Source organism: Paraburkholderia sp. BR14320, from assembly GCF_040948665.1.
Taxonomy (GTDB): domain Bacteria; phylum Pseudomonadota; class Gammaproteobacteria; order Burkholderiales; family Burkholderiaceae; genus Paraburkholderia; species Paraburkholderia youngii.
The window spans coordinates 94199-117743 of record NZ_JBFPKG010000012.1; the positions used below are offsets into that span (position 1 = coordinate 94199).

Below are 23545 nucleotides of genomic sequence, written 5' to 3' on the forward strand. Positions count from 1 at the left end.
GTCGCGACACGTACTTTCCGATCGCCTTAAACAAGGAGAATGGCCAATAACTGACCGGCGGTCGCAATAACGACAGCCAGTTCGACCGGATTGGCCAGAAGAAGGCCGAGAAAATCTGAATCGATAGAGCGCGCGCGCCAGATCCCGACAAAACCGACCGAGAGAATCAGCCCGAATAGAAGGTCGAAACCAAATCCTGCGGCGATCCATTTGTTATGCCTGACGACATGCTCAGCGAATGCGAACATTGCCAGAAAGGCGATTTGGGATATAAGAACAACCAGTACCGCAATATGCTGCTGATCATCCTTTTTCATTGGCTGGCGGATATCCGGTTGCTCGAACCCGCTACGACCTCCTCGCTCGTCTGGCCGAACTTCGGCAATACGGGCGCCTACGGGACAGACGCCCGCATGCCTCAAGTACGAAGTGGGCTCCGGCTTCGGTCGTGGCCTGAGCGCTGTCAGTGCCAGGCCACGACCGACTGTGACCGTCGTACCCACTCCATTCGCGGCGCAACCGTTATTCGACCGCCTCTCCGTGCAGCACCAGATCCAGTCCTTCGCGCTCTTCTTCCTCGGCAACGCGCAAGCCCATCACCGCGTCGATTACCTTGAGCAGGACAAACGAAACAACCCCGCTATAGATCAGCGTCGTCGCGACACCCTTGAGCTGCAGCAGCACGTCACCGTCCGCGCCACCGATGTCCTTGACCGCGAACACGCCCGTCAGGATCGCGCCGACGATCCCGCCCACGCAGTGCACGCCGAACGCGTCGAGCGAATCGTCGTAACCGAGCTTGTGCTTGAGCCACGTGGCCGACCAGAAGCAGACCACACCCGCCACAATGCCGATCACGAGCGCACCGACCGTGCCGACGAAGCCCGACGCCGGCGTCACCGCCACCAGACCCGCGACCGCGCCCGACACGATACCGAGCACCGACGGCTTACCCTTGGCCGCCCATTCGGCGAACATCCATGCGAGCGCCGCCGCGGCGGTCGCCACCTGCGTGGCGAACATCGCGAAGCCGGCACGGCCGTCGGCCGCTACCGCCGAACCCGCGTTGAAGCCGAACCAGCCGACCCACAGCATCGCGCCACCGATCAGCGTCAGCGTCAGGTTGTGCGGCGCCATCGCCTCCTTGCCGTAGCCGACGCGCTTGCCGAGCACCAGACAGCAGACCAGACCCGCGATACCGGCGTTGATGTGCACCACCGTGCCGCCCGCGAAGTCGAGGATCCCCGCGCTAGCCAGCCAGCCGCTCGGCTCCCACACCATGTGCGCGATCGGCGAGTAGACGAGGATCGACCACAGCGTCATGAACACCAGCATCGCCGAGAACTTCATGCGGTCCGCGAACGCACCGGTGATCAGCGCCGGCGTGATGATCGCGAAGGTCATCTGATAGACGAAGTAGACCGTCTCGGGGATCGTCGGCGCGAGATGGCTGACGGTCAGCGTCGTGGCCTTGTCGCCCTTGATGTAGTTCATGCCCGTCATGAACACGCGCGAGAAGCCGCCGATGAACGAGCCGCCCGGCGTGAACGCGATGCTATAGCCGATCACGGTCCAGACGATCGTCACGACACAGGTGATCGCGAAGCTTTGCATCAGCGTCGCGAGCACGTTCTTCTTGCGGACCATGCCGCCGTAGAACAGCGCGAGGCCCGGAATCGTCATGAACAGCACCAGCGCGGTGGAGGTCAGCATCCACGCGGTGTCGCCGGAGTTGATCTTCGACGAATCGACCGAGAACGGTGCGGTCGGCGCGGCGGGCGCGGCCGGCGCCGATGCAGCGGCATCTGCCGCGGGAGCCGCGGACGCTTGCGCGACCGGCACGGAGGCGGCCGCGGGTGCCGACGCGTCTTGCGCGAATGCGGGGCTCAGCCCGCCCGCGAGCAACGAGCCCGCCATCAACAAAGTCATCAACAGTTTGCGCATCTCTCTTTCCTCTTGTCCGAATGTCTTTATAGGGCGTCGGCGCCGGTCTCGCCGGTGCGGATCCGGATCACCTGCTCGATCGGCGTCACGAAGATCTTCCCGTCACCAATCTTGCCCGTACGCGCCGCACGCTCGATCGCTTCGATAGCCTGATCGACGATGTCATCCGGGACGGCGACCTCGATCTTCACTTTCGGCAGGAAATCGACGACGTACTCCGCGCCCCGATACATCTCGGTGTGGCCCTTCTGACGCCCAAAGCCCTTGACCTCCGTCACCGTGATTCCAGAGACGCCAAGCGATGACAAGGCTTCACGAGCCTCATCAAGCTTGAATGGCTTGATGACCGCAGTTATTAGTTTCAATTTGCCTCTCCGTTGATCGCCCATCCCGATGCTGGCCTACGATGACCGTGGCTCAGCGCGCGGGGACGTTCAAAGCAACTGTCATGCCATTTGCACGAACGGTATTGGAGCGGGAGAGTTATCGGAGGCGCCGCGCGTTGGGTTTTACGGCGATCAGATGGATGTTGAGAGGAACGGAGCAGAATTGGGTGGCGGGACCGTCAGAAGGCTTCTTCGCCGAATGCGGCATGTACCCAGGCACCATGTGCGAGCGCGCTTTCCTTAGTCCGCCCAAGATGGGGCATGCGTGCACGGTTCTGTCGCTCGCTATTACAGATTTATTAATCGAAGCTTCCAGGTTTCCAGTCGCAGGCCCGCACTCGCGAACGCCTAAAGGGCCGAGGATGGCTGTGGTATGGCTCGACCGCTTTCCTTATCGGCAGGCCATATGATGGCAACCCAGCGGAACACGGAAACGGCCAGATGGTGGCATTGCTTGCGCCTGATCGTCGTTCAGTCGACAGCGCATACGCTACCGCGTTGGCAAACACAGGTTCTTACAAAGGCCCTCCCGGTTTGCGCGCGCACTATCACCCGAACTATTACGGCGCGTATTTCCGCGACCCAGAGGGAAACAGGATTTGCGTGTGTTGTCACGATCCAGTGACTCAGTAGCAATCACAAAATCCCCTACTCGGTCAAAGCAAGTGGTATAGCGGCGGAGCCGATCATCCACAACTACGTTCGCAGCTATAGCTCAGGCATTGGAGTGCGCATAGCTATTCCGGCAGAGCCATGCGCACATGCTTTGGAAAAACGCGCTAGAGAATACTGTCCAGCGCCTTGGCGAACCTGGCTACCGAACCCTCGACGTCATGCAGTTTGTCCAGGCCGAATAATCCGACGCGGAAGGTTTTGAAGTCGTCAGGCTCGTCACATTGAAGAGGAACACCGGCCGCGATCTGCAAACCGACATCGGCGAATTTCCTGCCGGATCGTATGCCGTCATCGTCCGTATAGCAGACCACGACGCCCGGAGCCTGAAAACCTTCGGCCGCGACGCTTTTGAAGCCTTTGTCGCTCAGTAGTGAGCGAATGCGCTTGCCGAGTTCGAGCTGCTCTGCCCTCACTTTGTCGAGGCCATATGCTTCGGTTTCCTTCATGACGTCGCGCAGCGTCGCGAGACTGTCCGTCGGCATCGTGGCGTGGTACGCGAACCCGCCGTTCTCGTACGCTTCCATGATCTGCAGCCACTTGCGAAGATCACAAGCGAAGCTGGTGCTGGTCGTCGCGTCGATTCGTTCGCGGGCGAGCGGGCTGAGCATGACCATGGCGCAGCAAGGTGACGCGCTCCATCCTTTTTGCGGTGCGCTGATCAGGACATCGATGCCACTCGCCTGCATGTCCACCCAGATCGTGCCGGAGGCGATGCAATCGAGAACGAACATGCCGCCGACCGCATGCACGGCGTCGGACACCGCGCGCATATAGGCATCGGGCAGCATCACCCCGGATGCGGTTTCGACATGCGGCGCAAACACCAGGTCCGGCTTGTGTTCCTTGATCGCAGCGACCACTTCTTCGATCGGAGCCGGGGCATAGGCGGCCTGCCTTCCCTCGCCGACCGGGCGCGCCTTCAACACGATCGATTCAGACGGAATGCCGCCCATGTCGAAAATCTGCGACCAGCGGTAACTGAACCAGCCATTGCGGATGACCAGACACTTCCTGTTCGTCGCGAACTGCCGGGCGACGGCTTCCATGCCGAACGTCCCGCTGCCGGGGACGATCACGGTCGACTTCGCGTTGTAGACTTTTTTCAGGGAGGCGGAAATATCGCGTACGACGCCTTGAAAGAGCTCCGACATATGATTGATTGATCGGTCGGTGTACACGACCGAATATTCGAGGAGTCCCTCGCGGTCGACATCGGGAAGTAAACCTGGCACGTTCGCCTCCAGTAATTGACGAGTAAAAGAATCGAAAACAGATTCTAACGAAAGCTGCCCGCGACGGCATCGGCCGGGACGCCTCTGTTACCCATCCGGCTGACGCCGATGGCCTCGTCTCAGCCGCTTCTTACGGGAAGATCGGCGTCGTGGGCTCCGCGCCCTCCAGATCGGCCTTCGGTACATGCTGCGCGACCATCTGCTCGATCTCCTGTTCGCGCGATCCAGGCACGTCGGCCATGATCAGGAGCTGGCCGTCACGTATCGCGCCCCGAAAGCGCTCAAGTTGTGCGTTCGGTTCGCCGACGCCGATCATCGCGGCCGTCCAGGCCCCGAAGCCGGCACCCGCCAACGTCAATGCGACAACGGCTCCGCCCGCAATGGCGAGCTCCGCGGGAGGAAACGCCAGCGCCACGAGGCCAACGAGCGCTCCGGTCGCACCGCCGAGCGCCACGCCGCGTTCGAGCGAGTGCACGACATCGCTGCTTTGCAGCAAAGTTGCCTCGGGTAACTCTTCGAGTGCGACGCTGTGATTCGCGAGAACATGGCTATGCCGCCATGTGATTCGCGAGCGCAGCAAGTCGTCTACGATCGCCTTCGCCGTCGTCGTGTCGGGTGCGAGGAAATAAAGACGTCTCATCTCGATCCTCCCATCAATCAAGGCGTCCGCCAACGGGACGATGCTGTTTATCGTACGCCTGACGCAGGCGATACTGTGGGCGGATGATCACTGCTGTATGCCAACCTACAAATTCAGAAAATTCTCTTGAACACGTATGGTTAAGCATAAATCTGCTGCCAGACTATTTCGCGTAGTTCCGCAAATCATGCAGATCTACGGTCCACAGTCCACATTACGTTAGGCGTCCAATCGGAGGGGAACGATGACACGCGTTCGCGTTCAGGCCTTCACCATCTCGCTCGACGGATACGGCGCAGGTCCGAATCAGGACATCGACAATCCGCTCGGCATTGGCGGGACGGAATTGCATCAGTGGCTAGTCCCAACCCGCACTTTCCAGCGAGCCTTGTTCGGCAAGGACAACGGTACGACGGGGGTTAACGATGATTTCGCCGCCCGCGGCTTTCAGAATGTCGGGGCCTGGATTCTTGGCAGGAACATGTTCGGCCCCATTCGTGGGGAATGGCCGGACACAAGCTGGAAAGGCTGGTGGGGAGACAGTCCGCCGTATCACGTCCCGGTCTTCGTCCTGACCCATCATCCGCGTGCCCCCATCGAGATGGCGGGCGGCACGACGTTCCACTTCGTCACAGGGGGCATTCGCGAGGCGCTCGACCGTGCACGCGAGGCCGCTGCCGGAATGGACGTGCGGATCGGCGGTGGGCCGCAGACGATCCGGCAGTATCTCCGCGAGGGCCTCATTGACGAGCTGCACATTGCTATCGCGCCGGTCCTGCTCGGCCGGGGAGAATCGCTGTTCGAAGGGGTCGACTTGCGGGCTCTGGGATACGAATGCGTTGAATTCGTAGCGTCGGAGAAAGCCGCCCATGTCGTTTTAAGGCGCCAGGGACGCACGGACACCTAACCCGGTCTTGTCCCGCATACTTCGATGAATCGCCCCCGAAAGGATCGACATGGTTGCCAACCTTGCACGCTCCTGGTTGACCTGGAGCGCGCCTGCCGCCGCTGCGCAGGCCGCCGGCCGCCCGCTCGTGGCGCTGGAATCGACCATCATCGCCCACGGCATGCCCTACCCGGAGAACGTTCGCACCGCGCGCGAAGTGGAGGCCTTGATCCGTGACGCGGGCGCCGAACCGGCGACGATCGCGCTGATCGGCGGTCGAATCCGCATCGGTCTTTCAGACGACGAACTGGAAATGATCGGCCATTCCGACCACGTGCATAAGGTCAGCCGCCGTGACCTTCCGGCCGTCCTCGCTGGCGGCGGCCTGGGCGCCACGACCGTGGCTGGCACGATGATCTGCGCGGCGTTGGCCGGCATCGAGGTCTTCGTCACCGGAGGCATCGGCGGCGTACACCGAGGTGCACAGGAGACCTTCGACATCTCGGCCGACCTGCAGGAACTCGCGAAGAGCTCGGTCGCGGTGATCTGCGCCGGTGCGAAGTCCATCCTGGACATCGGGCTCACGCTGGAATATCTGGAAACCCACGGCGTGCCGGTGCTCAGTTGCGAACAGGACAATTTTGCGGCGTTCTACACGCGTGACAGCGGCTTTCGCGCGGACTTCAGGCTGGACGACGCGGCGGAGCAGGCACGTTTCATCCGCACCAAGTGGGACCTCGGCCTCGACGGCGGTGTGGTGTTGAGCACGCCAGTGCCGGCAGCGGCAGCGATGTCGTCCGAAGAGATCGACGCGCTGACCCAGCAGGCGCTCGACGAGGCCGCTGCGCAAGGAATCACCGGTAAGGCGGTGACCCCCTTCCTGCTGGCGCGCATCAAAGCGTTGACAGGCGGGCGCAGCCTGGCGACAAACATCGCGCTCGTAAAACACAATGCCGAGGTCGGCGCAAGGCTCGCGCTCGCGTTGGCACGCTCGAACCGCGGGCCGGGCGCGGTGTAACCGCGTGCTATCTTTGACGAATTCGAAACCTTCCTGTCAGGACGGCTCGTGGACGTCGCCGTATGGCTGCACAGCCTCGGAATGGAGCGGTATGAACCGGTGTTTCGCGAGAACGCCATCGACGCCGACGTGCTCCGCAATCTCACCGCCGACGACCTGAAAGAACTGGGTATTGCGTCGGTAGGTCATCGCCGCAAACTGCTCGCCGCGTTGACTGAATTGCGGGCGCAAACCGAACCCCGGCACAGCGCCGCGAGCCCCGCCGAGGCGAAGGGCGAACGACGGCAAGTCGCCGTCCTTTTCGCCGATCTCGCCGGCTTCACGCAGATGAGCCGTGAAGTCGACGCGGAGGAAGTACTCGCCGTGCTCGAACGCTACTTCGAGCAGGCTGACCGCACCATCGAGCAGCACGGCGGGCACGTCGACAAGCATGTCGGCGACTGCGTGATGGCCGTATTCGGCGCGCCGGTCTCGCATGGCAACGATGTCGAACGCGCCGTGCGGGCGGCACTCGCGATCAGGGACGGAATGCCCGGCCTATCGCGTTCTCTCGGCCGCTCCATCTCCGTGCATATCGGCATAGCCGGCGGCGAAGTCGTCGCAAGCGGCACCGGCAGCGTGACTCACCGGGAATACACCGTCACCGGCGACACGGTCAACCTCGCCTCCCGTCTCACGGATGCGGCCGAGGCCGGGCAGATCCTGATATCGGAAACCGTGCGGCGCCCGCTGGCTGACCGCCTCGACTGCGCCGAACGCGGCGCGTTGTCGGTTAAAGGCTTCGCGGAAGCGGTCACGGCGTGGTCTATTGCCGGCCTGCTGCGCTCACGCCCGGGCCGGCCGTTGGTCGGCCGGCATCGTGAGCTGCAACAGTTTCGAACCGTGCTCGATTCGTGCCGTGAGACCGGGGCCGGACGTACCGTTCTGCTGCGCGGTGAGGCCGGAATCGGCAAAACACGGCTGGTCGAGGAATTCGAACGCGCGGCACGGGAGTCAGGATTCCTTTCTCATACGGGCCTCGTGCTCGACTTCGGTGCGTCAACCGGACGTGGCGCAATTCAGTCTCTCGTGCGCGGCCTGTTGGCACCCGACGGCTCAACTGATCGAGATGCGAGTGCCACCGGCGTCGAACACGCGCTCGATGCCGGTTTGATCGACGCTGGCGACGCGCTGTTTCTCGAAGATCTGGTCGATGTGCCGATGGGGTTCGAGGACCGGGCGGTCTACGAAGCCATGGACAACGAAATGCGCGTTCGCGGCCGGCGCAACGCCCTTACCCGGCTCGTCCAGCGCGCGAGCCGCGAGCGGCCTCGGGTACTGGTCGTCGAGGATATTCACTGGTCGGACGAATCGACGCTCCGCGACCTCGCCGGGCTGTCGGCAACGATGGCGCAATGTCCGGCCGTACTCGTGCTGACCGCGCGAACGCACGGCGATTCGAGCGAGGAGCCATGGCGCGCGGCGATCGGCGAGCCGTATTCGCTGATCGATCTGGGTCCGCTGAGCACCGGCGACGCGCAAGCGATGGCCAGATCGTTCCCCGGGGCGCAGGCGGATCTGGCGGGACGCTGCATCGCACGGGCGGCCGGCAATCCGCTGTTTCTCGAGCAGTTGCTGAACGATGCGCAAGACGGTCAAGGGACAGGCGTGCCGGGGTCGGTGCGAAGCCTCGTACAGGCGCGACTGGATCGACTCGATCCGGCCAATAAGACCGTGCTGCAGGCTGCCTCGGTGCTCGGCCAGTTGTTTGAGAAGGAGGCAGTCGATTTTCTCGTCGATGGCGACGGCGCTAGCGCCGATGCCGGTGTTGCGCTGGAACCGCTCGTGATCGGTCTGCTGTTACGACGTCAAGGCAGCGGATTCATCTTCCATCACGCACTCATTCGCGACGCCATTTATGACGGGCTGCTGAAAAGCCGGCGCCGCGATTTGCATCGACGCGCCGCACAGTGGTACGGCGAGCGCGACCTCGTGCTGCGGGCCGAACATCTCGATCGCGCGGGAGACCCCGGGGCAGCGCTCGCCTATTGCGACGCAGCGCGGGCGCAGGCGTCCGGCTACCACCATGAAACCGCGCTGCGGCTTGTCGAACGCGGGCTCGATCTCGCGGATCAACGTAGCGAGCGCGCCGCACTCGAGTGTCTGCGTGGCAACGTCCTGCATGACCTGGGTGACATGAAGTCGGCGCTCCATGCATTCGAAACCGCCCTCGAATTCGCGACGTCCGACGCGGAGCGTTGCCGCGCATGGATCGGGCGGGCGACTGTGAAGCGGATCATCGACGATCTCGACGGTGCATGGGCCGACCTCGATCATGCCGCCGAAGCCGCCCAAGGCCTTGCGCACGAACAGGCGCGCATTCACTTCCTGCGCGGCAATCTGTGTTTTCCGCGCGGCGATATCGACGGTTGCGTGCGTGAACACGGACGCAGCCTGACCCTCGCGCGCGACGCCAGTGACCCCGAACAGGAAGCGGCCGCACTTGGCGGCCTTGGCGACGCCGAGTACATGCGCGGACGGATGATCAGCGCCCACGAGGCCTTCAGCCGTTGCATCGAACTCTGTCAATGCCATGGCTTCGGTCGCATCGAGGTTGCCAATCTGCCGATGCGGGCCATCACCACGTGGTTTACCGGCGAAGCCGCGAGCGCCCTCGACGCCGCCCTCGCCAGCGTCGCCGCGGCGCAGAAGGTGGGTCATCCCCGCGCGCTTGCCGTCGCACATCACGCGGCATGGCACTGCCTGCACGATCGCGCGGAGTGGGATCGCGCGTGGGAGCACGTGGCTCCTGCGCTACAGTGCGCGCGCGAGCTGAAATCGAGGCGCTTCGAAGGTGAAGCGCTCGCATTTAGCGCGGAAATGCATCGTGTCGCCGGCCGTCAGCGCGAAGCGCGCGCCGATATCGAAGCGGCGCTGTCGATCAGTCGCGAGACCGGCATGAACTACCTGGGCGCGGCTTATCTCGGCGTGCTCGCGCGCACGACGGACGACCCCGTGGTCTTCGCACAGGCGCTCGCGGAAGGCGAAGCTTTGCTCGCTGCCGGCGCGGTGAGCCACAACCACTTCCTCTTTCGACGCGATGCGATCGATGCATGCATCGACCGCGAACGCTGGAATGCGGCCGCGCATCATGCCGCGGCCCTTGAAGATTACGCGCGCCGCGAACCATCGCCGTTTTCTGCATTTTTCGTGGCGCGCGCACGGGCGCTCGTCCCGTATGGAACCGGCAAGCGCGATCCCGTGTTGCTGAAGGAACTGCGGCGGCTACGGCAGGAGGGCGGCAGCCTGGGTTTCCTTTATGCGCTCCAAACGATCGACGCTGCGCTCGCGGACGAGGCGGATCGAGGACGATGAGTTCACCACTGGTGTGAAAGGCGCCCTTTCTTCGTCCTGTGTCTCCTGCTGGGGCTATTCTTGTTCGCTCAACATTGAATCCGACAGGTGCCGTGATGGATAAGAACGACGCAGCCGGTTTGCTCCCTATCCACGGCGTGCCGCGTGCCGAGGAAACCCTCGATCCCGACGATTGGACGGCGCTGCGCGCACTCTCGCACCGCATCGTCGACGATGCGATCGACTACCTGCGCGACGTCCGCAGCCGGCCAGTGTGGCAAAGCATGCCCGAAGACGCCAAGGCCTTGTTCGAGCAGCCGCTACCACGCTCGGGAGCATCGGCGGAAAGCATCTATCACGAGCTTTGCGACAATTTGATGCCCTATCCACTGGGCAACGTGCATCCTCGCTTCTGGTCCTGGTACATGGGCGCAAGCAACTTCACCGGGGCACTGGGAGACTTCCTCGCGGCCATTCAGGGTTCCAACCTGGGTGGCGGCAATCATGCGGCGGCGTTGATGGATCAGCAGGTCGTCGACTGGTGCAAGGAGATGGTCGGCTTTCCCGCTTCGGCCAGCGGCACATTGGTCAGCGGCGGCTCAATGGCCAATATCATTGCGTTGACAGTGGCGCGCAACGCGAAGGCTGGAATCGACGTGCGGGAGCATGGTGTCGCCGCCATCGAGCGGCCGTTGCGGTTTTATGGCTCCGATCAGATGCATAGCTGCCATCGTAAGGCGATGGAGTCGCTCGGCCTGGGAAATACGGCGTTGCGGCGAATTCCGACCGATGGGGCGTTGCGAATCGACGTTGCCGCTCTGCGGAATGCGATCGCAGAGGACCGGGCCGCGGGGTTTCAGCCTGCGTGCGTGATCGCAACGGCAGGGACCGTCAATACCGGCGCGATCGACGATCTGATCGCGCTGGCCGATTTGGCCGCTGAAGAGGACGTCTGGCTACACGTCGACGGATGCATCGGCGCGCTGATAGCGATCGCGCCCGACAATGCAAATCGCGTTGCGGGCATCGCACGCGCTGATTCGATCGCGCTCGATCCTCACAAGTGGCTGCACGCCCCGTTTGAGGTCGGCTGCGCGCTCGTTCGCGACGCCGCTGCGCATCGAGGCGCATTCGCGCTGACTCCGGAATATCTGCAACCGACAACGCGTGGCATTGCTTCGGCTCCGTGGTTATACGAGTATGGATTGCAGACGTCCAGAGGTTTCCGTGCGCTGAAAGTGTGGATGGCTCTGAAAGAGCATGGTGTCGAGAAGTTCGGCCGTCTGATCGATCAAAACATCGCGCAGGGTCGCTACCTCAGTGAGCTCATCGTCTCTGAGCAACGCCTCGAGTTGGTCGTGCCGACCAACATCAACATCGTATGCTTCAGATATCGGCCAGAGAAGGAAATGGAAGAGGAAGCGTTAAAGGCTCTCAACATCGAGATCATGTTGCAGCTTCAGGAGGCTGGTATCGCTGCGTTGTCCGATACGACGGTGCAAGGAGTACATTGCCTCAGGGTCGCGATATGCAATCACCGGACACGTCGGGACGACCTGGATCTGCTGGTCAAGGAAATCGTTCGACTCGGAGACCGGATTTTGCGTGGAAGTCGTAGCGATTGACTCCCGGTTCCTCGGCATCGTTCGGCCGTGAACCGCAGATGGCGGGCATTCTCTATTCGCGAAAGATATCGTGCCACCACGCAGCAGGAGCGAGACCAACTGTGACTGGCGATGCGTTTGTGTTTTCCCCTCAATGTCCTTCAGATATTCTCGTGCGGTCTTAGATTTGATTCCCATGATCAACGCGGCTTCGTCAACATCATGCCCGCGCGCCAATAGTGCTGCGAACTCGGCCTCGCGCCGGGTGAGCCCGAATGTTTTCGCTACGTCCGACTGATTGACTGCAACGGGTCGCTCCGGATCGAAAATTAATAAAGCCGTGCAAACAAGTGGACTGATCCCACCCAAGGATTCAGGCGGCATCACCGGTATGGCGCGAACAATCAACGGTAATCGCGGAGATCGTCGAGAAACATAGCAGCGAGGCGCTGCACGCATCGTCAGGCGACTGATGGTCAGATGCGACCGGTCACCATTGATATCGATCGCGCAAGCAATCGTGTCCCGTAAGCTTTTCGCGTCCGACAGAACAAGGGCAGATACTTCCTGATGGTTAATTATCAAACCATCGTGAGGTTCGCAAAGCGCCTCTGCATAGCGATTGACAAAGACGGGTTGGGCTTTCGAGTCCAGAAGCACGACGCCTATATTGAGGCGCATCAAAAGGTCGAATGCACCATTGGCGCGCAGATCAGCCGACACCATATGACTGCGCGCGTTCAACGCCGCGGCTAGGTGTGGCGCAATCATTGCGGCAGCCGAAAGATCGGCCTCGCCAAAGTCTATGGCACCGAGCTGTCTACCAGCCGAGAAATAAACCTGCTGCATATCGGTGCGGGAAACCGGCAGAACGAGCCCATAGAACATATTCGCGGGCTTGACTACCTCGTTATAGATGTGAGTGCGTTTGAACTCGGAGTCTGAGATTTCTGATGACTGTCGTCGCGGTGTTCCGACTGGAATATTTTTGATCCACTGCGGAAGGCGGTTTTGAAATTCGCGCTGAAGCCCTCGGGCAAAAACCGGCTCGAGCCCCGCCGACACTGAAAGCGCCGTCGCGCCTCTCTGGGTCGCGATTAAAAATCCCCAGTCCGCACCGATGGCCGTGACAATACTTGCCGCAGCCTCTTCCCACGCTTGCGGCGCTAGAACCGCTTCGTAGATACGCTGAATCGCCAAATGAATATTGTCTGTGCCCACAATCGCCTGATCCTTGCCACGAGAGGGATCACCTAACCTCGACGATTTCCAGTTTAAGCACGTCTCGACGCTTTAAAACGCCTTTGGGCGGCATTACGCCGCCAGAATCGATGGAAAATGTGGTCGAATATTCATCGTGTAACTACAACAAAATATCGTTCATCTCGTTGACGCAAATCATGATTCACTTTGGCGTCAATCATTCGTTACTCCCAAATGGGGGTATGCATGCGATACAAGCTGGTCAAAAATAGTTGGCGACATGGTTCGGATAGCACGCGTTTCCCTGTTACGTCGAGTTGAAAGACGCCGACGCTCAAGATCAACCGGCGTGACAAACGTTTCTCCTGGTAGCCGCAAGGCCCGCTTTTGCCGCCTGACCGTGGCGGCGAGATCACCCTATTTGATCGCTCGGCCGGAGTATAGCGATGCCCGTTGTTAGGGTTGCCGATTCGAAGTGACTTTTTATCTTTCCTGAATCGAACAGCCCAATATTGATTGGAGTCGAACCATGTTGCCATTTCTCTCGCTGCATGCACTTGCAGCGCAAAGCGGTGATGGGCTGCGTCCCGAACTTCTTGCTCTGTTCCTGCGCCACGCACAATCGGAAATCGGCCTCTGTGCCGACATTGAGCCGGACGAAACAGCGATTCCGTGCAAGCCGCCAGAGGCCCTGCAAGGTGCCTCGGCAAATGAAGATATTCGTGAAGAGTGCCACGCGAAAAGCCCAGAAACCCCTCACTCTAGCGAGTGCGATGCGCGGGTAAATTAACCGTTGAGAACTGGCGGCGTCGCGATTCCATGGGATGCTTCAAGTCGCTTGAAACCGGGCGGCGCTTTAGGGTGCCTCCCGCTGTGTGCGGATGGCGACTGCGACGTTCGACAGCGTCACGATTCGCCCAAATGCCTGGCTGATTGCGACTCCCCGGTGGCAAAAAAAACCCAAATACACTGCTGCTGCCAGGCTCCTAAGAACACGTGCTCCTCCTGCTCAACCGCACGGCCGCCGGCGCCTTTACCACATGAGGCCCAGCTTCGCGCAAACCGGATATTCACGCCCCGCCTATCAACCTGGCGCGTTTCTATCTGTTCCCTGTTCTGATTTCCGCGTAAGGCGTACTCTCTTGAACGTATGCGTCGGAATTGACGGCAGTGGACTACGTGGGTTTGCGTCACCGCCCTATTCCTTTTGTTGCCGGGCAGGACGCGTTCACGGAAATGCCACAAAATCGCTCAACCGCGCTACGAACGGCGGAGCCGCGCCCCATCTTTCTGTCTTGAACCGCAAGGTCGACAGAACTCAACGGAGGCAGCATGAATAAAAGCAATGCGAGCAGAATAATCGGCGCAACCTTAGTCGCGGCCATCGCGAGTGCCTCGGCCTATGCGAACGCGCAACCAGGTCTGAGCGCGACGACCGACGTGGTCGCACAAAAGGTGGCGGCCTCGAGCTCACCGCCTCGACCCAAGCCGGATACTTCGATAGTTCGCGACGTTCGCCGTGCCCTCAGGCGCGTACCGGATATGGATGATTCAAAGATTCACATCAGGGCGAGCCACGGCGTCGTTACGCTCACCGGGACGGTGCCGGAAAGCTGGCAGATCTCGCGCGCCGCCAATGCGGCGAGATCAGTGCTCGGTGTCAAGTCGGTGAGGAACAGATTGACAGTGCGAGAAAGCGACGCAGCAACCATTGAGCAGCGTCCCACGGTATCGGCCGGATAGGTAGGCGATGCTCGACAGATCGACCGGATTGCGCTTTCCGTGCGGACCGGTCGCCTACGTCTACTGTCTCCCCCTTACGGCGATCCCGTTCCCTGCGCCCGAGAAAAATAGAGCTCGGTTGGTTCGAAGAGATTCGCCGGCAGAGCGTCTTCCGCGAACCATGACCATGCTTCGCATTTGTCCGGCTCCATACATATTGGCGTTCCTGTTGAATCGCCCTCGACGAACAAAGTGATATGCCGAAGCTTGCCGGACTCGATCCATCCCGTCCTCCAGGTTGTTGCCACCGGTTCCGTTAGCACCAGACCCGTCTCCTCGAGCAACTCGCGCGAAGCAGCGGCAAGCGGATCTTCACCCATGTCGACTTTGCCGCCGGGGAAGCCCCATGTGCCGTAGCCATATTCGCTACGGCGCAGACCCAGAAGATAACGGCCTTCGCGCTGAATCACCACGCCGACACCGAGCAAGGTTTCAGCCGCGTATGACGCGTCACCGTGACGAAAAGAATTCATTCGGCAAGTCTCCCATGCTACGCATCCGTTCCGACGCGGCGATCGATCGGTTGTCATCAAATCCATGAATCGTTTCGTGGACGCCGACACACAGGCTCTATCGCGGGACCGTTCAAGGTTTGGATCGAAGGATGTTGCATCTAGCTCTTCACGCGTTCGGATCGCGGATCGTACGGCGCCTTCAGATGCACGGTTGCCCTCACCTGTTCGCCCGCCACGTCGATCGTATAGCGGCCTTGCGTGAGCCACGCGGCATCCGCGGGACCATCGGCACGGTTCACGAAACCCATTGCGACCGGACATCGCATGGTATGCCCGAACGCGGCTGAGGTGACCGCCCCTACCGGCTCGCCGTCGCGCAGGATAGCTTCGCCACCCCACAGCATCAGATGCTCGACGCCGTCGGCTGTCAGGGTCACGAGACGCCGGCGCAGCGGCGCGTCGCGCAGACGCAGAAGCGCGTCGCGGCCGCGAAAATCGATGTTCTTGTCGAGCTTGCAGGCAAATGCGAGGCCCGCCTCGAACGGATTGCAATCCGGCGTCAGCTCGCGGCCCCACGCCCGATAGCCTTTTTCGATCCGCAGCGATTCAATCGCGTAGTAACCGGCGTTGACGAGGCCGAACGGCTCGCCAGCCGCGTGCAAGGTCTCATAGACCCCGACCGCGAATTCGACCGGCACATACAACTCCCAGCCCAACTCGCCGACGTAGGTGAGGCGCGTCGCCCGCACCGTCGCGTAGCCGATGTCGACTTCGCGGCTCTGGCCAAACGGGAACGCCTCGTTGCTCCAGCCCGCCTTCGACACGCTTTGCAACAGCGCGCGAGCGTGCGGCCCCATCACCGCGAGCACCGCGTACTGACTCGTGACATCGACCACCACGCAGTGGCGCTCGGGCGCAATCGCCTTCTCCAGATAATCGAGGTCGCGCGTTGCCTGCGCCGAGCCCGTCACGATCAGGTATTGGTCGTCGGCGACGCGGGTCAGCGTCACGTCCGATTCGTAGTTGCCGCGCTCGTTCAGCACGCCGGAATAGACGGTGGTGCCGGGCGGCACGGCGACGTCGTTCGCTACGATGCCTTGCAGCACCGCTTCGGCATCGCGCCCCTTGACGAGCAGTTTCGCGAACGAACTCATGTCGAACAGGGCGACCCGTTCGCGGCACGCACGGTGCTCGGCGCCGCTCCACGGTAGCCAGTTCTGCTGGCCGAACGCGTAGTCGATGCGCACTTCTTCGGGGCTCGGTGCGAAAAAATTGGCGCGCTCCCAGCCCATCTTGCTGCCGAAGCACGCGCCGTCGTCGCGCAGCAGCGCATACAGGGGCGAACGCCGGAACGGCCGCGCCGTATCGAGCTCGCGGTTGGGCCACGGCATCGCGTAATGCAGGCCGAGCGTTTCCTTCACGCGATCGTGCAGCCACGTGTCGTTGCCATTGAAGCGCGCAAAGCGGCGGATGTCGACCGGCCACAAGTCCATGGTCGGCTCACCAGCGACGATCCATTCGGCGAGCGCCATGCCCGCGCCGCCCGCCGACGCGATGCCCATCGAATTGAAGCCGGCCGCCACGAAAAAGCGGCGCAGCTCCGGCGCCTCGCCAAGGATGAAGTTGTTGTCCGGCGTGAACGATTCGGGGCCGTTATAGAACTGCCTGACTTGCGCGGTTTCGAGCGCCGGCACGCGCACGAGCGCGTTTTGCATCAGGATCTCGAACTGATCCCAATCATCCGGCAGAAGCCGGAACTCGAAGTTCTCGGGGATGCCCGCCATGCCCCACGGCTTCGCGTTCGGCTCGAAGCCGCCCATCACAAGGCCGCCCACTTCCTCCTTGAAGTAGATGTAGCCGTCCGGATCGCGCATCACGGGCAGATCGCGGTGCACGCCGGCGATCGGCTCGGTGACGATGTAGTAGTGCTCGGCCGAATGCAGCGGCACCGTGACGCCGCACATCCGCCCGACCGCCTTGGCCCACTGGCCTGCGCAATTGACCACGATATCGGCGTGCAGCGTCCCTTCGGCGCCGTCCTTGCGGCGCCAGGTGACGCCGCAGGCCTCGCGGCCCTGGCGCGCCGGCCGAGTCTGCACTGCGGTGATGCGAACGTTTTCGACGATACGTGCGCCGCGCATGCGCGCCCCGCGCGCGAGCGACTGCGTCAGATCGGTGGGATTCGCCTTGCCGTCGCCCGGCAGCCAGACCGCGCCGAGCAGATCGTCGGTGCGCATCACCGGCCACAGTTCGCCGGCTTCGCGCGGCCCGATGACTTCGCAGGCCACGCCATAGGCGCGGGCGACTGCCGCCGTGCGTTTCAGCTGGGTCATGCGCTCTGCGGTGCGCGCGACCGACAGCGAACCGCACTGCTTCCAGCCCGTGGCAAGGCCGGTCTCGGCCTCGAGTTCCGCGTAAAGCTTCGTCGAGTAGCGGATCAGCTTCGTCATGCTTTCCTGCGCCCGCAGCTGCCCGACGAGACCGGCCGCATGCCAGGTGGTGCCGCACGATAGCTGCCCCTGTTCGAGCAGCACGATGTCGGTCCAGCCGAGCTTGGTCAGGTGCCACGCAACCGAGCAACCGACGATGCCGCCGCCGATGATGACGACACGAGCGTGGCTTGGAATTTCCGTCGACACCGGGCGACCTCGCTTTTTTGGAAGTGTGTGGCAATGTGTGGAAAACGCTGTGGCCATAGACTGCAACAAAAAAACGCAAAAAACAACAAAAACCGGAAATCGCCGGGAGCAGCGGAGAGCGCGAACACGGTGAAAATTCGCCGAAAAGCCTTGAGTAATGGGCATTGTACGCAGGCCCGTAATCCGCGAGACACCTTCCCACCTCGCCTTTTTCGAGCTGGGGCCACGGGTATCCAACCGCAATAAAAATCCCGATCGACGAGGAAAGTTGTGTTATTTTGTGGCATCCTGACGGTCGAAACCCGTCACGCCGTTACGCGTCGCGCCCCTTTCTGTTTTTGTCACGCTGGCCGCTTATGTATCCGTTGCTACGTCGTGCCGAGATTTTGCGGATCGCCCAGTCACGGGGCACCACCTCGATCACCCAGCTCGCCGAGGCGCTCGCCGTATCGGACGAAACGATCCGCCGCACCGTCAAGCCGCTAATCGAGGAGGGCCTGCTCATCAAGGTGCACGGTGGTGTGATGCTGCCCAGCCATCTAGAGGAGTCGCCGTTCCGGCGGCGTATGCACGAGCACCGGGCGGAAAAGGAAATCGTCGCGCAGCAGATTTGCGAATTCGTGCAAGACGGCGACTCGCTGATCCTCGACAGCGGTACTACTTGCACGCACATCGCCCAGGCACTGCGCAGCCGCTCCCCGCTCACGGTGATCACCAACTCCGCCGCCATCGCCAGCCTGCTCGCGCAGCACAACGGCAATCGCGTGTTCATGGCGGGCGGCGAACTCTGCGCAGACGACGCCGCCGCGCTCGGCGAGCCCGTGCTCGCCTACATCCGGCAATTTCACGTCAAGTATGCAATCGTCTCGCTGACGGCCGTCGATCGCGCGGGACGCTTCATGGACGCACAGCCGTGGGATGTCGAGTTCGCGCGTGCCGCGTTCGGGCAGGCGCGGCAGCGGGTGGTCGTCGCCGTGCACGCCAAGTTCGAGCACAGCGCGCTGGTGCGCGCGATGAACGCCGACGAGATCGACGTGCTGGTCACCGATGCGCCGCTCGACGCGCACTATGCGCAGCTCTTCGCCGCGGCACGCGTCGAAGTGCGCTATCCGGGCAGCGCGGCCGCGCCTGTGATCGCCGCCCTCGCACGGGAGACGGAAGGCCCGGGCGAGGCAGCGCATCGATCGCATCCGCGCGGTCTGCCCGACGCAACTTGCCATTCATCCAGCGACGTCCTCGCCGACGATGCGCACGGAGAGCCACACCATGCTCGATAACCGCTCAGCGGGGCCCGTGCCCGCTTCAGTGAACCCGAACCGCCGCCTCGCGATCGAGCGCATCGACTACATCGTGCAAAGCCTCGAGGCGAGCGGCTCGGTCAGCGTCGCGAACCTGTCGGCGACGCTCGGCGTGTCGCGCGAAACGATCCGCCGCGACCTGAAGATCCTCGCGGAGCAGGGCCGCGCGAATCTCGTGCACGGCGGCGCGGCGAAGCGCCCGGTCGCCGAACCGTCGTTGGCGAGCCGCGAAGCGGTCAACGCGCTGGGCAAGGCGGCGATTGGCGCCGCGGCCGCACGACTCGTCGCGGACGGCATGGTCGTGCTGATCGATTCGGGCTCGACCACGCTGGGTCTGGCCGAGGCGCTGCAGCATCATCGCGACCTGACCGTCATCACCAACAGCCTGCCGATCGCACTGATGCTGTGCCGCGCGCCTGGCGTGAAGGTCGTCGTGCTCGGCGGCGACATCGACCCGAACGACGAAGCCGCTATCGGCGTCGAGACGATGACCGCGCTCAGCCATTTCCGCGTCGATCTCGTGTTTGTCGGCGTGGGCGGCATCTCGCCCGAAGGCGAATTCACCGATTACTCGCGGCTCGCCGCCGAGCAACGCCATTTGATGATGAAGTCGGGCAAGAAGGTTTACGTGCTCGCGGACCACAGCAAGTTCGAACAGCAGACGCCCGTGCTGATCGCGCCCGTGCCGCACATCGCCGGACTGATCGTCGACGCCGAGCCGCCCGCGGGCATCGTGCGCGCCTGCGCCGAACAGCGCTGGGAAGTCATCATCGCCAATCGCCACAGCTAGCATGACGATGACGCTTCCCGTGTTCTTCGCCGTGCTGTCGGCCGCGCTTTTGCATGCGGGCTGGAACGCGGTGATCAAGGTGCGCCTCGATCCTTTTCTGGCGATGACCCTGCTGTGCATCGCCTGCGGTCTGATCGCGCTGCCGTCGCTCGCGTTCACCGGATTCGCCCGGCCTGCTGCGTGGCCCTGGGTGGCGGGATCGGTGGCGCTTCATTTCGGTTACTACGTGTGCCTGAGCGAGGCATACCGTCGTGCCGACATGAGCCAGATCTACCCGATCGCGCGCGGCTCCGCGCCGCTGATCACCGCGCTCGTCTCCGTCACGATCTTGCACGAGACGATGAGCGCGGGCGGCGTCGCGGGCATCGTGCTGCTCGGCAGCGGCGTGTTGCTGCTGTCGCTGCGCGGCCGCCATCACTCCGCGTCGGAAAACCGTGTCGCGCTCGGCTTCGCGCTGCTCACTGCGGTGACGATCGCGGGCTACACGGTCGTCGACGGCGTGGGCGCGCGCGTCGCCGGCAATCCGAACTCCTACGCGGCGACGCTGTTCGTGTTCGATGCGTTGCCGATGCTGACGCTTTGCCTGTATCGCTACGGGCCGGCCGGCATGGCGCCGATGCGGCGTTTTCTGCTGCCGGGCTTCGCCGGCGGCGCGATGTCCCTCGCGGCATACTGGATCGTGATCTGGGCGATGACCGTCGCTCCCATCGCCCTCGTTGCGGCAGTGCGCGAGACGAGCGTGGTGTTCGCCGGCTTCATCGCCGTCTATGTGCTCAAGGAGCCGTTCAGCCGCGTGCGCACCGCGGCCGCTACGTTGACGTTGGCCGGCCTTGCGCTGATGCGGCTGTTCTGATTCTCAGCGTGGGTTTCGGCGATGACGGCAGGCCACGGGGCTTCTGACCGGTGACGCATCAGGCCGCGCCCTGCACTCCACCAACCCCGGTTATCCCCTCCTGTCTCCCCATGCGGGTTTGTCCCGAGCGGCGGCCGCTTTCCCATATCCATCGCGGACTTCGCGAACTTTCAGGCGGCGTTTCGCGCGTCCGACTGGAATGTGGCATTTTTTGGCATCTTGACTGTTTTTGTTGCGGCTCCTAGAGTGGGTCTCACGCACCTGCGCAGTACCTAAATCGACCCACAAGGAGACATCGATGACCGGTTCCACGTATGCATCGCCGGCTTGTTCCGAAACTGGCGATCCGCTGTTGCTGACCCCCGGACCACTGACCACGTCACGCACCGTCAAGGCCGCGATGGTTCACGACTGGGGCTCCCGCGACGCCAACTTCATCGAGATCAATCGCTCGGTTCTCGCGCGCCTTGCCGCGATCGCCAATGGCGCGCGCGACTGGGTGACGGTACCGATGCAGGGCTCGGGCACCTTCGCCGTGGAGGCGATGCTCACCACCTTCGTGCCGCCAGGCGGCGAGGTGCTGGTGCTGATCAACGGCGCGTATGGCAAGCGCGCGAAGCGCATCCTTGAAATCGCCGGCCGCAAGACCGTCGTGCACGAAACGGCCGAGGACACGCCGCCCGATCTCGCCGAGATCGACAAGCTGCTGGCCGCCTCGCCGTCGATCACGCATGTGTTCGCGGTCCACTGCGAGACCACTGCGGGCATCCTGAATCCGATCGCGCAGATCGGCGCGCTCGCGGCCCGCTACCGCAAGGGCTATCTGGTCGATTCGATGAGCGCGTTCGGCGCGTTGCCGCTCGACGTGCAGACGATGCATATCGATGCGGTCGCCGCATCGTCGAACAAGTGCATCGAAGGCGTGCCCGGTCTCGGCTTCGTGATCTGCCGCCGTGAGGCGCTGGCCCGCACGCAAGGCAACGCGACCACCCTCGTGCTCGATCTGCACGAGCAGTGGACCAACCTCGAAAAGACCAGCCAGTACCGCTTCACGCCGCCCACGCACGTGATCGTCGCGTTCCATCAGGCGCTGGAGGAATTCGATGCCGAAGGCGGCGTCGCTGGGCGCGGCGCGCGCTATCGCAACAACTGCCGGATTCTCGTCGAAGGCATGCGCGCGCTCGGCTTCAAGCCGCTGCTGGCTGAAGCGCTGCAGGCTCCGATCATCGTCACCTTCCATATGCCCGAGGATCCGCGCTTCGAATTCCAGCGCTTCTACGACAGCCTGAAGGCGCGCGGCTATGTGATCTATCCGGGCAAGCTGACGGTTGCGGACTCGTTCCGGATCGGCTGCATCGGCCGGCTCGGTGAGCGCGAAATGCGCGCCGCGCTCAGTGCGATCAGCGAGGTGCTCGATGAAATGGGCATGAACGCGCCGGTCGCGAAAACGGCTTGAAGGGGGACATCATGAGTACGCTGCAAGACACCGTGCTGAGCATCAACGGCCGCGACTACCGCTTCCCATCGGAGCCGGTCGTCGTAATCTGCCTCGACGGTTCGGAGCCCGCCTATATCGAGGAAGCCGCGAAGGCCGGGCACGCGCCGCATCTCGCGAAGCTGCTGCGCACGGGCACGAGCCGCATCGCCCAATGCGTGATTCCGAGCTTCACGAACCCGAACAATCTGTCGATCGTGACGGGCCGTCCGCCGAAGGTGCACGGCATCGCGGGCAACTACTTCTACGACCGCGCGAGCGGCGAAGAAGTGATGATGAACGACGCCCGCTTCCTGCGCGCACCGACGATCTTCGCCGCGTTCCACGACGCCGGCGCGAAGGTCGCCGTCGTCACCGCGAAGGACAAGCTCCGGACGCTGCTCGGCAACGGGCTCGACTTCACGAGCGGCCGCGCGATCGCCTTTTCGGCTGAAAAGGCCAACGAGGCTACCCGCGCACAGAACGGCCTCGGCGACGTGCTCGCCTACGTCGGCAAGCCGCTGCCGGATGTGTATTCGGCGGACCTGTCCGAGTTCGTGTTCGCGGCGGGCGTGAAACTGCTCGACACTTTCCGCCCCGACCTGATGTACCTGTCGACGACCGACTACGTGCAGCACAAGGCGGCGCCCGGGTCGCCCAAAGCCAACGAGTTCTACGCGATGTTCGACCGCTACGTCGGCGCGCTCGATGCGGCTGGCTGCGTGCTGGCGATCACCGCTGACCACGGCATGAACGGCAAACATCGCGCGGATGGCGCGCCCGACGTGCTGTACCTGCAAGACCTGTTCGACGAATGGACCGGCAAAGGCCGCTCGCGCGTGATCCTGCCCATCACCGATCCGTACGTCGCGCATCACGGGGCGCTGGGCTCTTTCGCCACCATCTACCTGCCCGAGGGGATCGCAGCGGCTGAAGCAGCGGCGCTGCTCGAACGGCTGCGCCGGACCGAAGGCATCCAGCTCGCGCTGACGAGTGCCGAGGCCTGCGAGCGCTTCGAGCTGCCGCCCGACCGTATCGGCGACGTCGTCGTGGTCGGCACACGCGCCAAGGTGTTCGGCACGAGCGCCGCGCGTCACGACCTGTCGGGCCTGACCGAGCCGTTGCGTTCGCATGGCGGGCTATCGGAAGAGAACGTGCCGCTGATCGTCAACCGCAAGACCGATTGGCCGGCAGACCGCGCATTGCGCAACTTCGACATCTTCGATGTCGCGATGAACCACGTATTGCAGGGCGCCGCGGCGTAACGCGTCGATCACAACAACCCGCGCGCCCCGCTTCTCGCGACGGCCTGCGGGCTCCACCGGATCATTGA

Annotated in this window: 18 protein-coding genes and 1 pseudogene; 12 read left to right on the plus strand and 7 right to left on the minus strand. The window is 62.8% G+C overall.

Annotation, left to right across the window (positions count from 1 at the left end; genetic code table 11):
- Positions 1 to 26 precede the first annotated feature (26 nt).
- The 3 genes from AB3X89_RS14385 to AB3X89_RS14395 all read right to left on the minus strand — a co-directional run bounded on the left by AB3X89_RS14385 (position 27) and on the right by AB3X89_RS14395 (position 2309).
- Positions 27 to 317 (minus strand): hypothetical protein, encoded by a 291-nt coding sequence (locus AB3X89_RS14385; RefSeq protein ID WP_368583886.1) that lies wholly within the window; start codon positions 315 to 317, stop codon positions 27 to 29.
- A 205-nt stretch (positions 318 to 522) separates the two neighbouring features.
- Positions 523 to 1944: an ammonium transporter gene (locus tag AB3X89_RS14390; protein ID WP_368583887.1), complete on the minus strand. Its 1422-nt coding sequence runs from the start codon at positions 1942 to 1944 to the stop codon at positions 523 to 525.
- Between the two features lie 26 nt (positions 1945 to 1970).
- Positions 1971 to 2309 (minus strand): P-II family nitrogen regulator, encoded by a 339-nt coding sequence (locus AB3X89_RS14395; RefSeq protein WP_368583888.1) that lies wholly within the window; start codon positions 2307 to 2309, stop codon positions 1971 to 1973.
- A gap of 408 nt (positions 2310 to 2717) precedes the next feature.
- Between AB3X89_RS14395 and AB3X89_RS14400 the strand changes: the two are divergent.
- A pseudogene (locus AB3X89_RS14400) lies at positions 2718 to 2963 on the plus strand (VOC family protein); the annotation flags it as partial.
- Between the two features lie 146 nt (positions 2964 to 3109).
- Here AB3X89_RS14400 and AB3X89_RS14405 read toward each other — a convergent pair.
- Entirely contained in the window at positions 3110 to 4237 is a 1128-nt protein-coding gene (locus AB3X89_RS14405; protein ID WP_368583889.1) for an aminotransferase class V-fold PLP-dependent enzyme, read from the minus strand.
- 130 nt (positions 4238 to 4367) lie between these two features.
- On the minus strand, positions 4368 to 4877 hold the full coding sequence (locus AB3X89_RS14410) for a DUF1269 domain-containing protein (RefSeq protein ID WP_368583890.1): 510 nt from the start codon (positions 4875 to 4877) through the stop codon (positions 4368 to 4370).
- 244 nt (positions 4878 to 5121) lie between these two features.
- On the opposite strand from AB3X89_RS14410, the gene AB3X89_RS14415 reads away from it, so the two are divergent.
- From AB3X89_RS14415 to AB3X89_RS14440, 6 genes are all read left to right on the plus strand, one after another.
- A complete protein-coding gene (locus AB3X89_RS14415; RefSeq protein ID WP_368583891.1) occupies positions 5122 to 5784 on the plus strand; it encodes a dihydrofolate reductase family protein in 663 nt (220 codons plus the stop codon).
- Between the two features lie 49 nt (positions 5785 to 5833).
- Positions 5834 to 6781, plus strand: a complete 948-nt coding sequence (locus AB3X89_RS14420) for a pseudouridine-5'-phosphate glycosidase (protein ID WP_368583892.1) — start codon at positions 5834 to 5836, stop codon at positions 6779 to 6781.
- A 48-nt stretch (positions 6782 to 6829) separates the two neighbouring features.
- Positions 6830 to 10135, plus strand: a complete 3306-nt coding sequence (locus AB3X89_RS14425; protein ID WP_368583893.1) for an adenylate/guanylate cyclase domain-containing protein — start codon at positions 6830 to 6832, stop codon at positions 10133 to 10135.
- Positions 10136 to 10230: 95 nt separating this feature from the next.
- Positions 10231 to 11739 carry an aspartate aminotransferase family protein gene (locus AB3X89_RS14430; RefSeq protein WP_368583894.1) on the plus strand — a complete coding sequence of 503 codons (1509 nt, stop codon included), beginning with the start codon at positions 10231 to 10233 and terminating at the stop codon, positions 11737 to 11739.
- 1711 nt (positions 11740 to 13450) lie between these two features.
- Positions 13451 to 13711: a hypothetical protein gene (locus tag AB3X89_RS14435; RefSeq protein ID WP_368583896.1), complete on the plus strand. Its 261-nt coding sequence runs from the start codon at positions 13451 to 13453 to the stop codon at positions 13709 to 13711.
- 542 nt (positions 13712 to 14253) lie between these two features.
- Positions 14254 to 14664: a BON domain-containing protein gene (locus AB3X89_RS14440; RefSeq protein WP_368583897.1), complete on the plus strand. Its 411-nt coding sequence runs from the start codon at positions 14254 to 14256 to the stop codon at positions 14662 to 14664.
- 74 nt (positions 14665 to 14738) lie between these two features.
- Here the strand turns inward: AB3X89_RS14440 and AB3X89_RS14445 are convergent, their stop codons facing one another.
- On the minus strand, positions 14739 to 15176 hold the full coding sequence (locus AB3X89_RS14445) for an NUDIX hydrolase (RefSeq protein WP_368583898.1): 438 nt from the start codon (positions 15174 to 15176) through the stop codon (positions 14739 to 14741).
- 140 nt (positions 15177 to 15316) lie between these two features.
- Positions 15317 to 17797, minus strand: coding sequence for an FAD-dependent oxidoreductase (locus tag AB3X89_RS14450; protein WP_368583899.1), 2481 nt, complete (start codon positions 17795 to 17797; stop codon positions 15317 to 15319).
- Between the two features lie 356 nt (positions 17798 to 18153).
- Between AB3X89_RS14450 and AB3X89_RS14455 the strand changes: the two genes are divergently transcribed.
- The 5 genes from AB3X89_RS14455 to phnA all read left to right on the plus strand — a co-directional run bounded on the left by AB3X89_RS14455 (position 18154) and on the right by phnA (position 23477).
- Positions 18154 to 19074: a DeoR/GlpR family DNA-binding transcription regulator gene (locus AB3X89_RS14455; RefSeq protein WP_368583900.1), complete on the plus strand. Its 921-nt coding sequence runs from the start codon at positions 18154 to 18156 to the stop codon at positions 19072 to 19074.
- On the plus strand, positions 19064 to 19885 hold the full coding sequence (locus AB3X89_RS14460; RefSeq protein WP_368583901.1) for a DeoR/GlpR family DNA-binding transcription regulator: 822 nt from the start codon (positions 19064 to 19066) through the stop codon (positions 19883 to 19885). The genes AB3X89_RS14455 and AB3X89_RS14460 overlap by 11 nt, the downstream gene beginning before the upstream one ends.
- 1 nt (position 19886) lies before the next feature.
- Positions 19887 to 20738 (plus strand): EamA family transporter, encoded by an 852-nt coding sequence (locus AB3X89_RS14465; RefSeq protein WP_368583902.1) that lies wholly within the window; start codon positions 19887 to 19889, stop codon positions 20736 to 20738.
- A 298-nt stretch (positions 20739 to 21036) separates the two neighbouring features.
- Positions 21037 to 22194 carry a 2-aminoethylphosphonate--pyruvate transaminase gene (locus AB3X89_RS14470; protein WP_368583903.1) on the plus strand — a complete coding sequence of 386 codons (1158 nt, stop codon included), beginning with the start codon at positions 21037 to 21039 and terminating at the stop codon, positions 22192 to 22194.
- Between the two features lie 11 nt (positions 22195 to 22205).
- Positions 22206 to 23477: a phosphonoacetate hydrolase gene (gene phnA / locus AB3X89_RS14475; protein WP_368583904.1), complete on the plus strand. Its 1272-nt coding sequence runs from the start codon at positions 22206 to 22208 to the stop codon at positions 23475 to 23477.
- Positions 23478 to 23545: the final 68 nt, after the last annotated feature.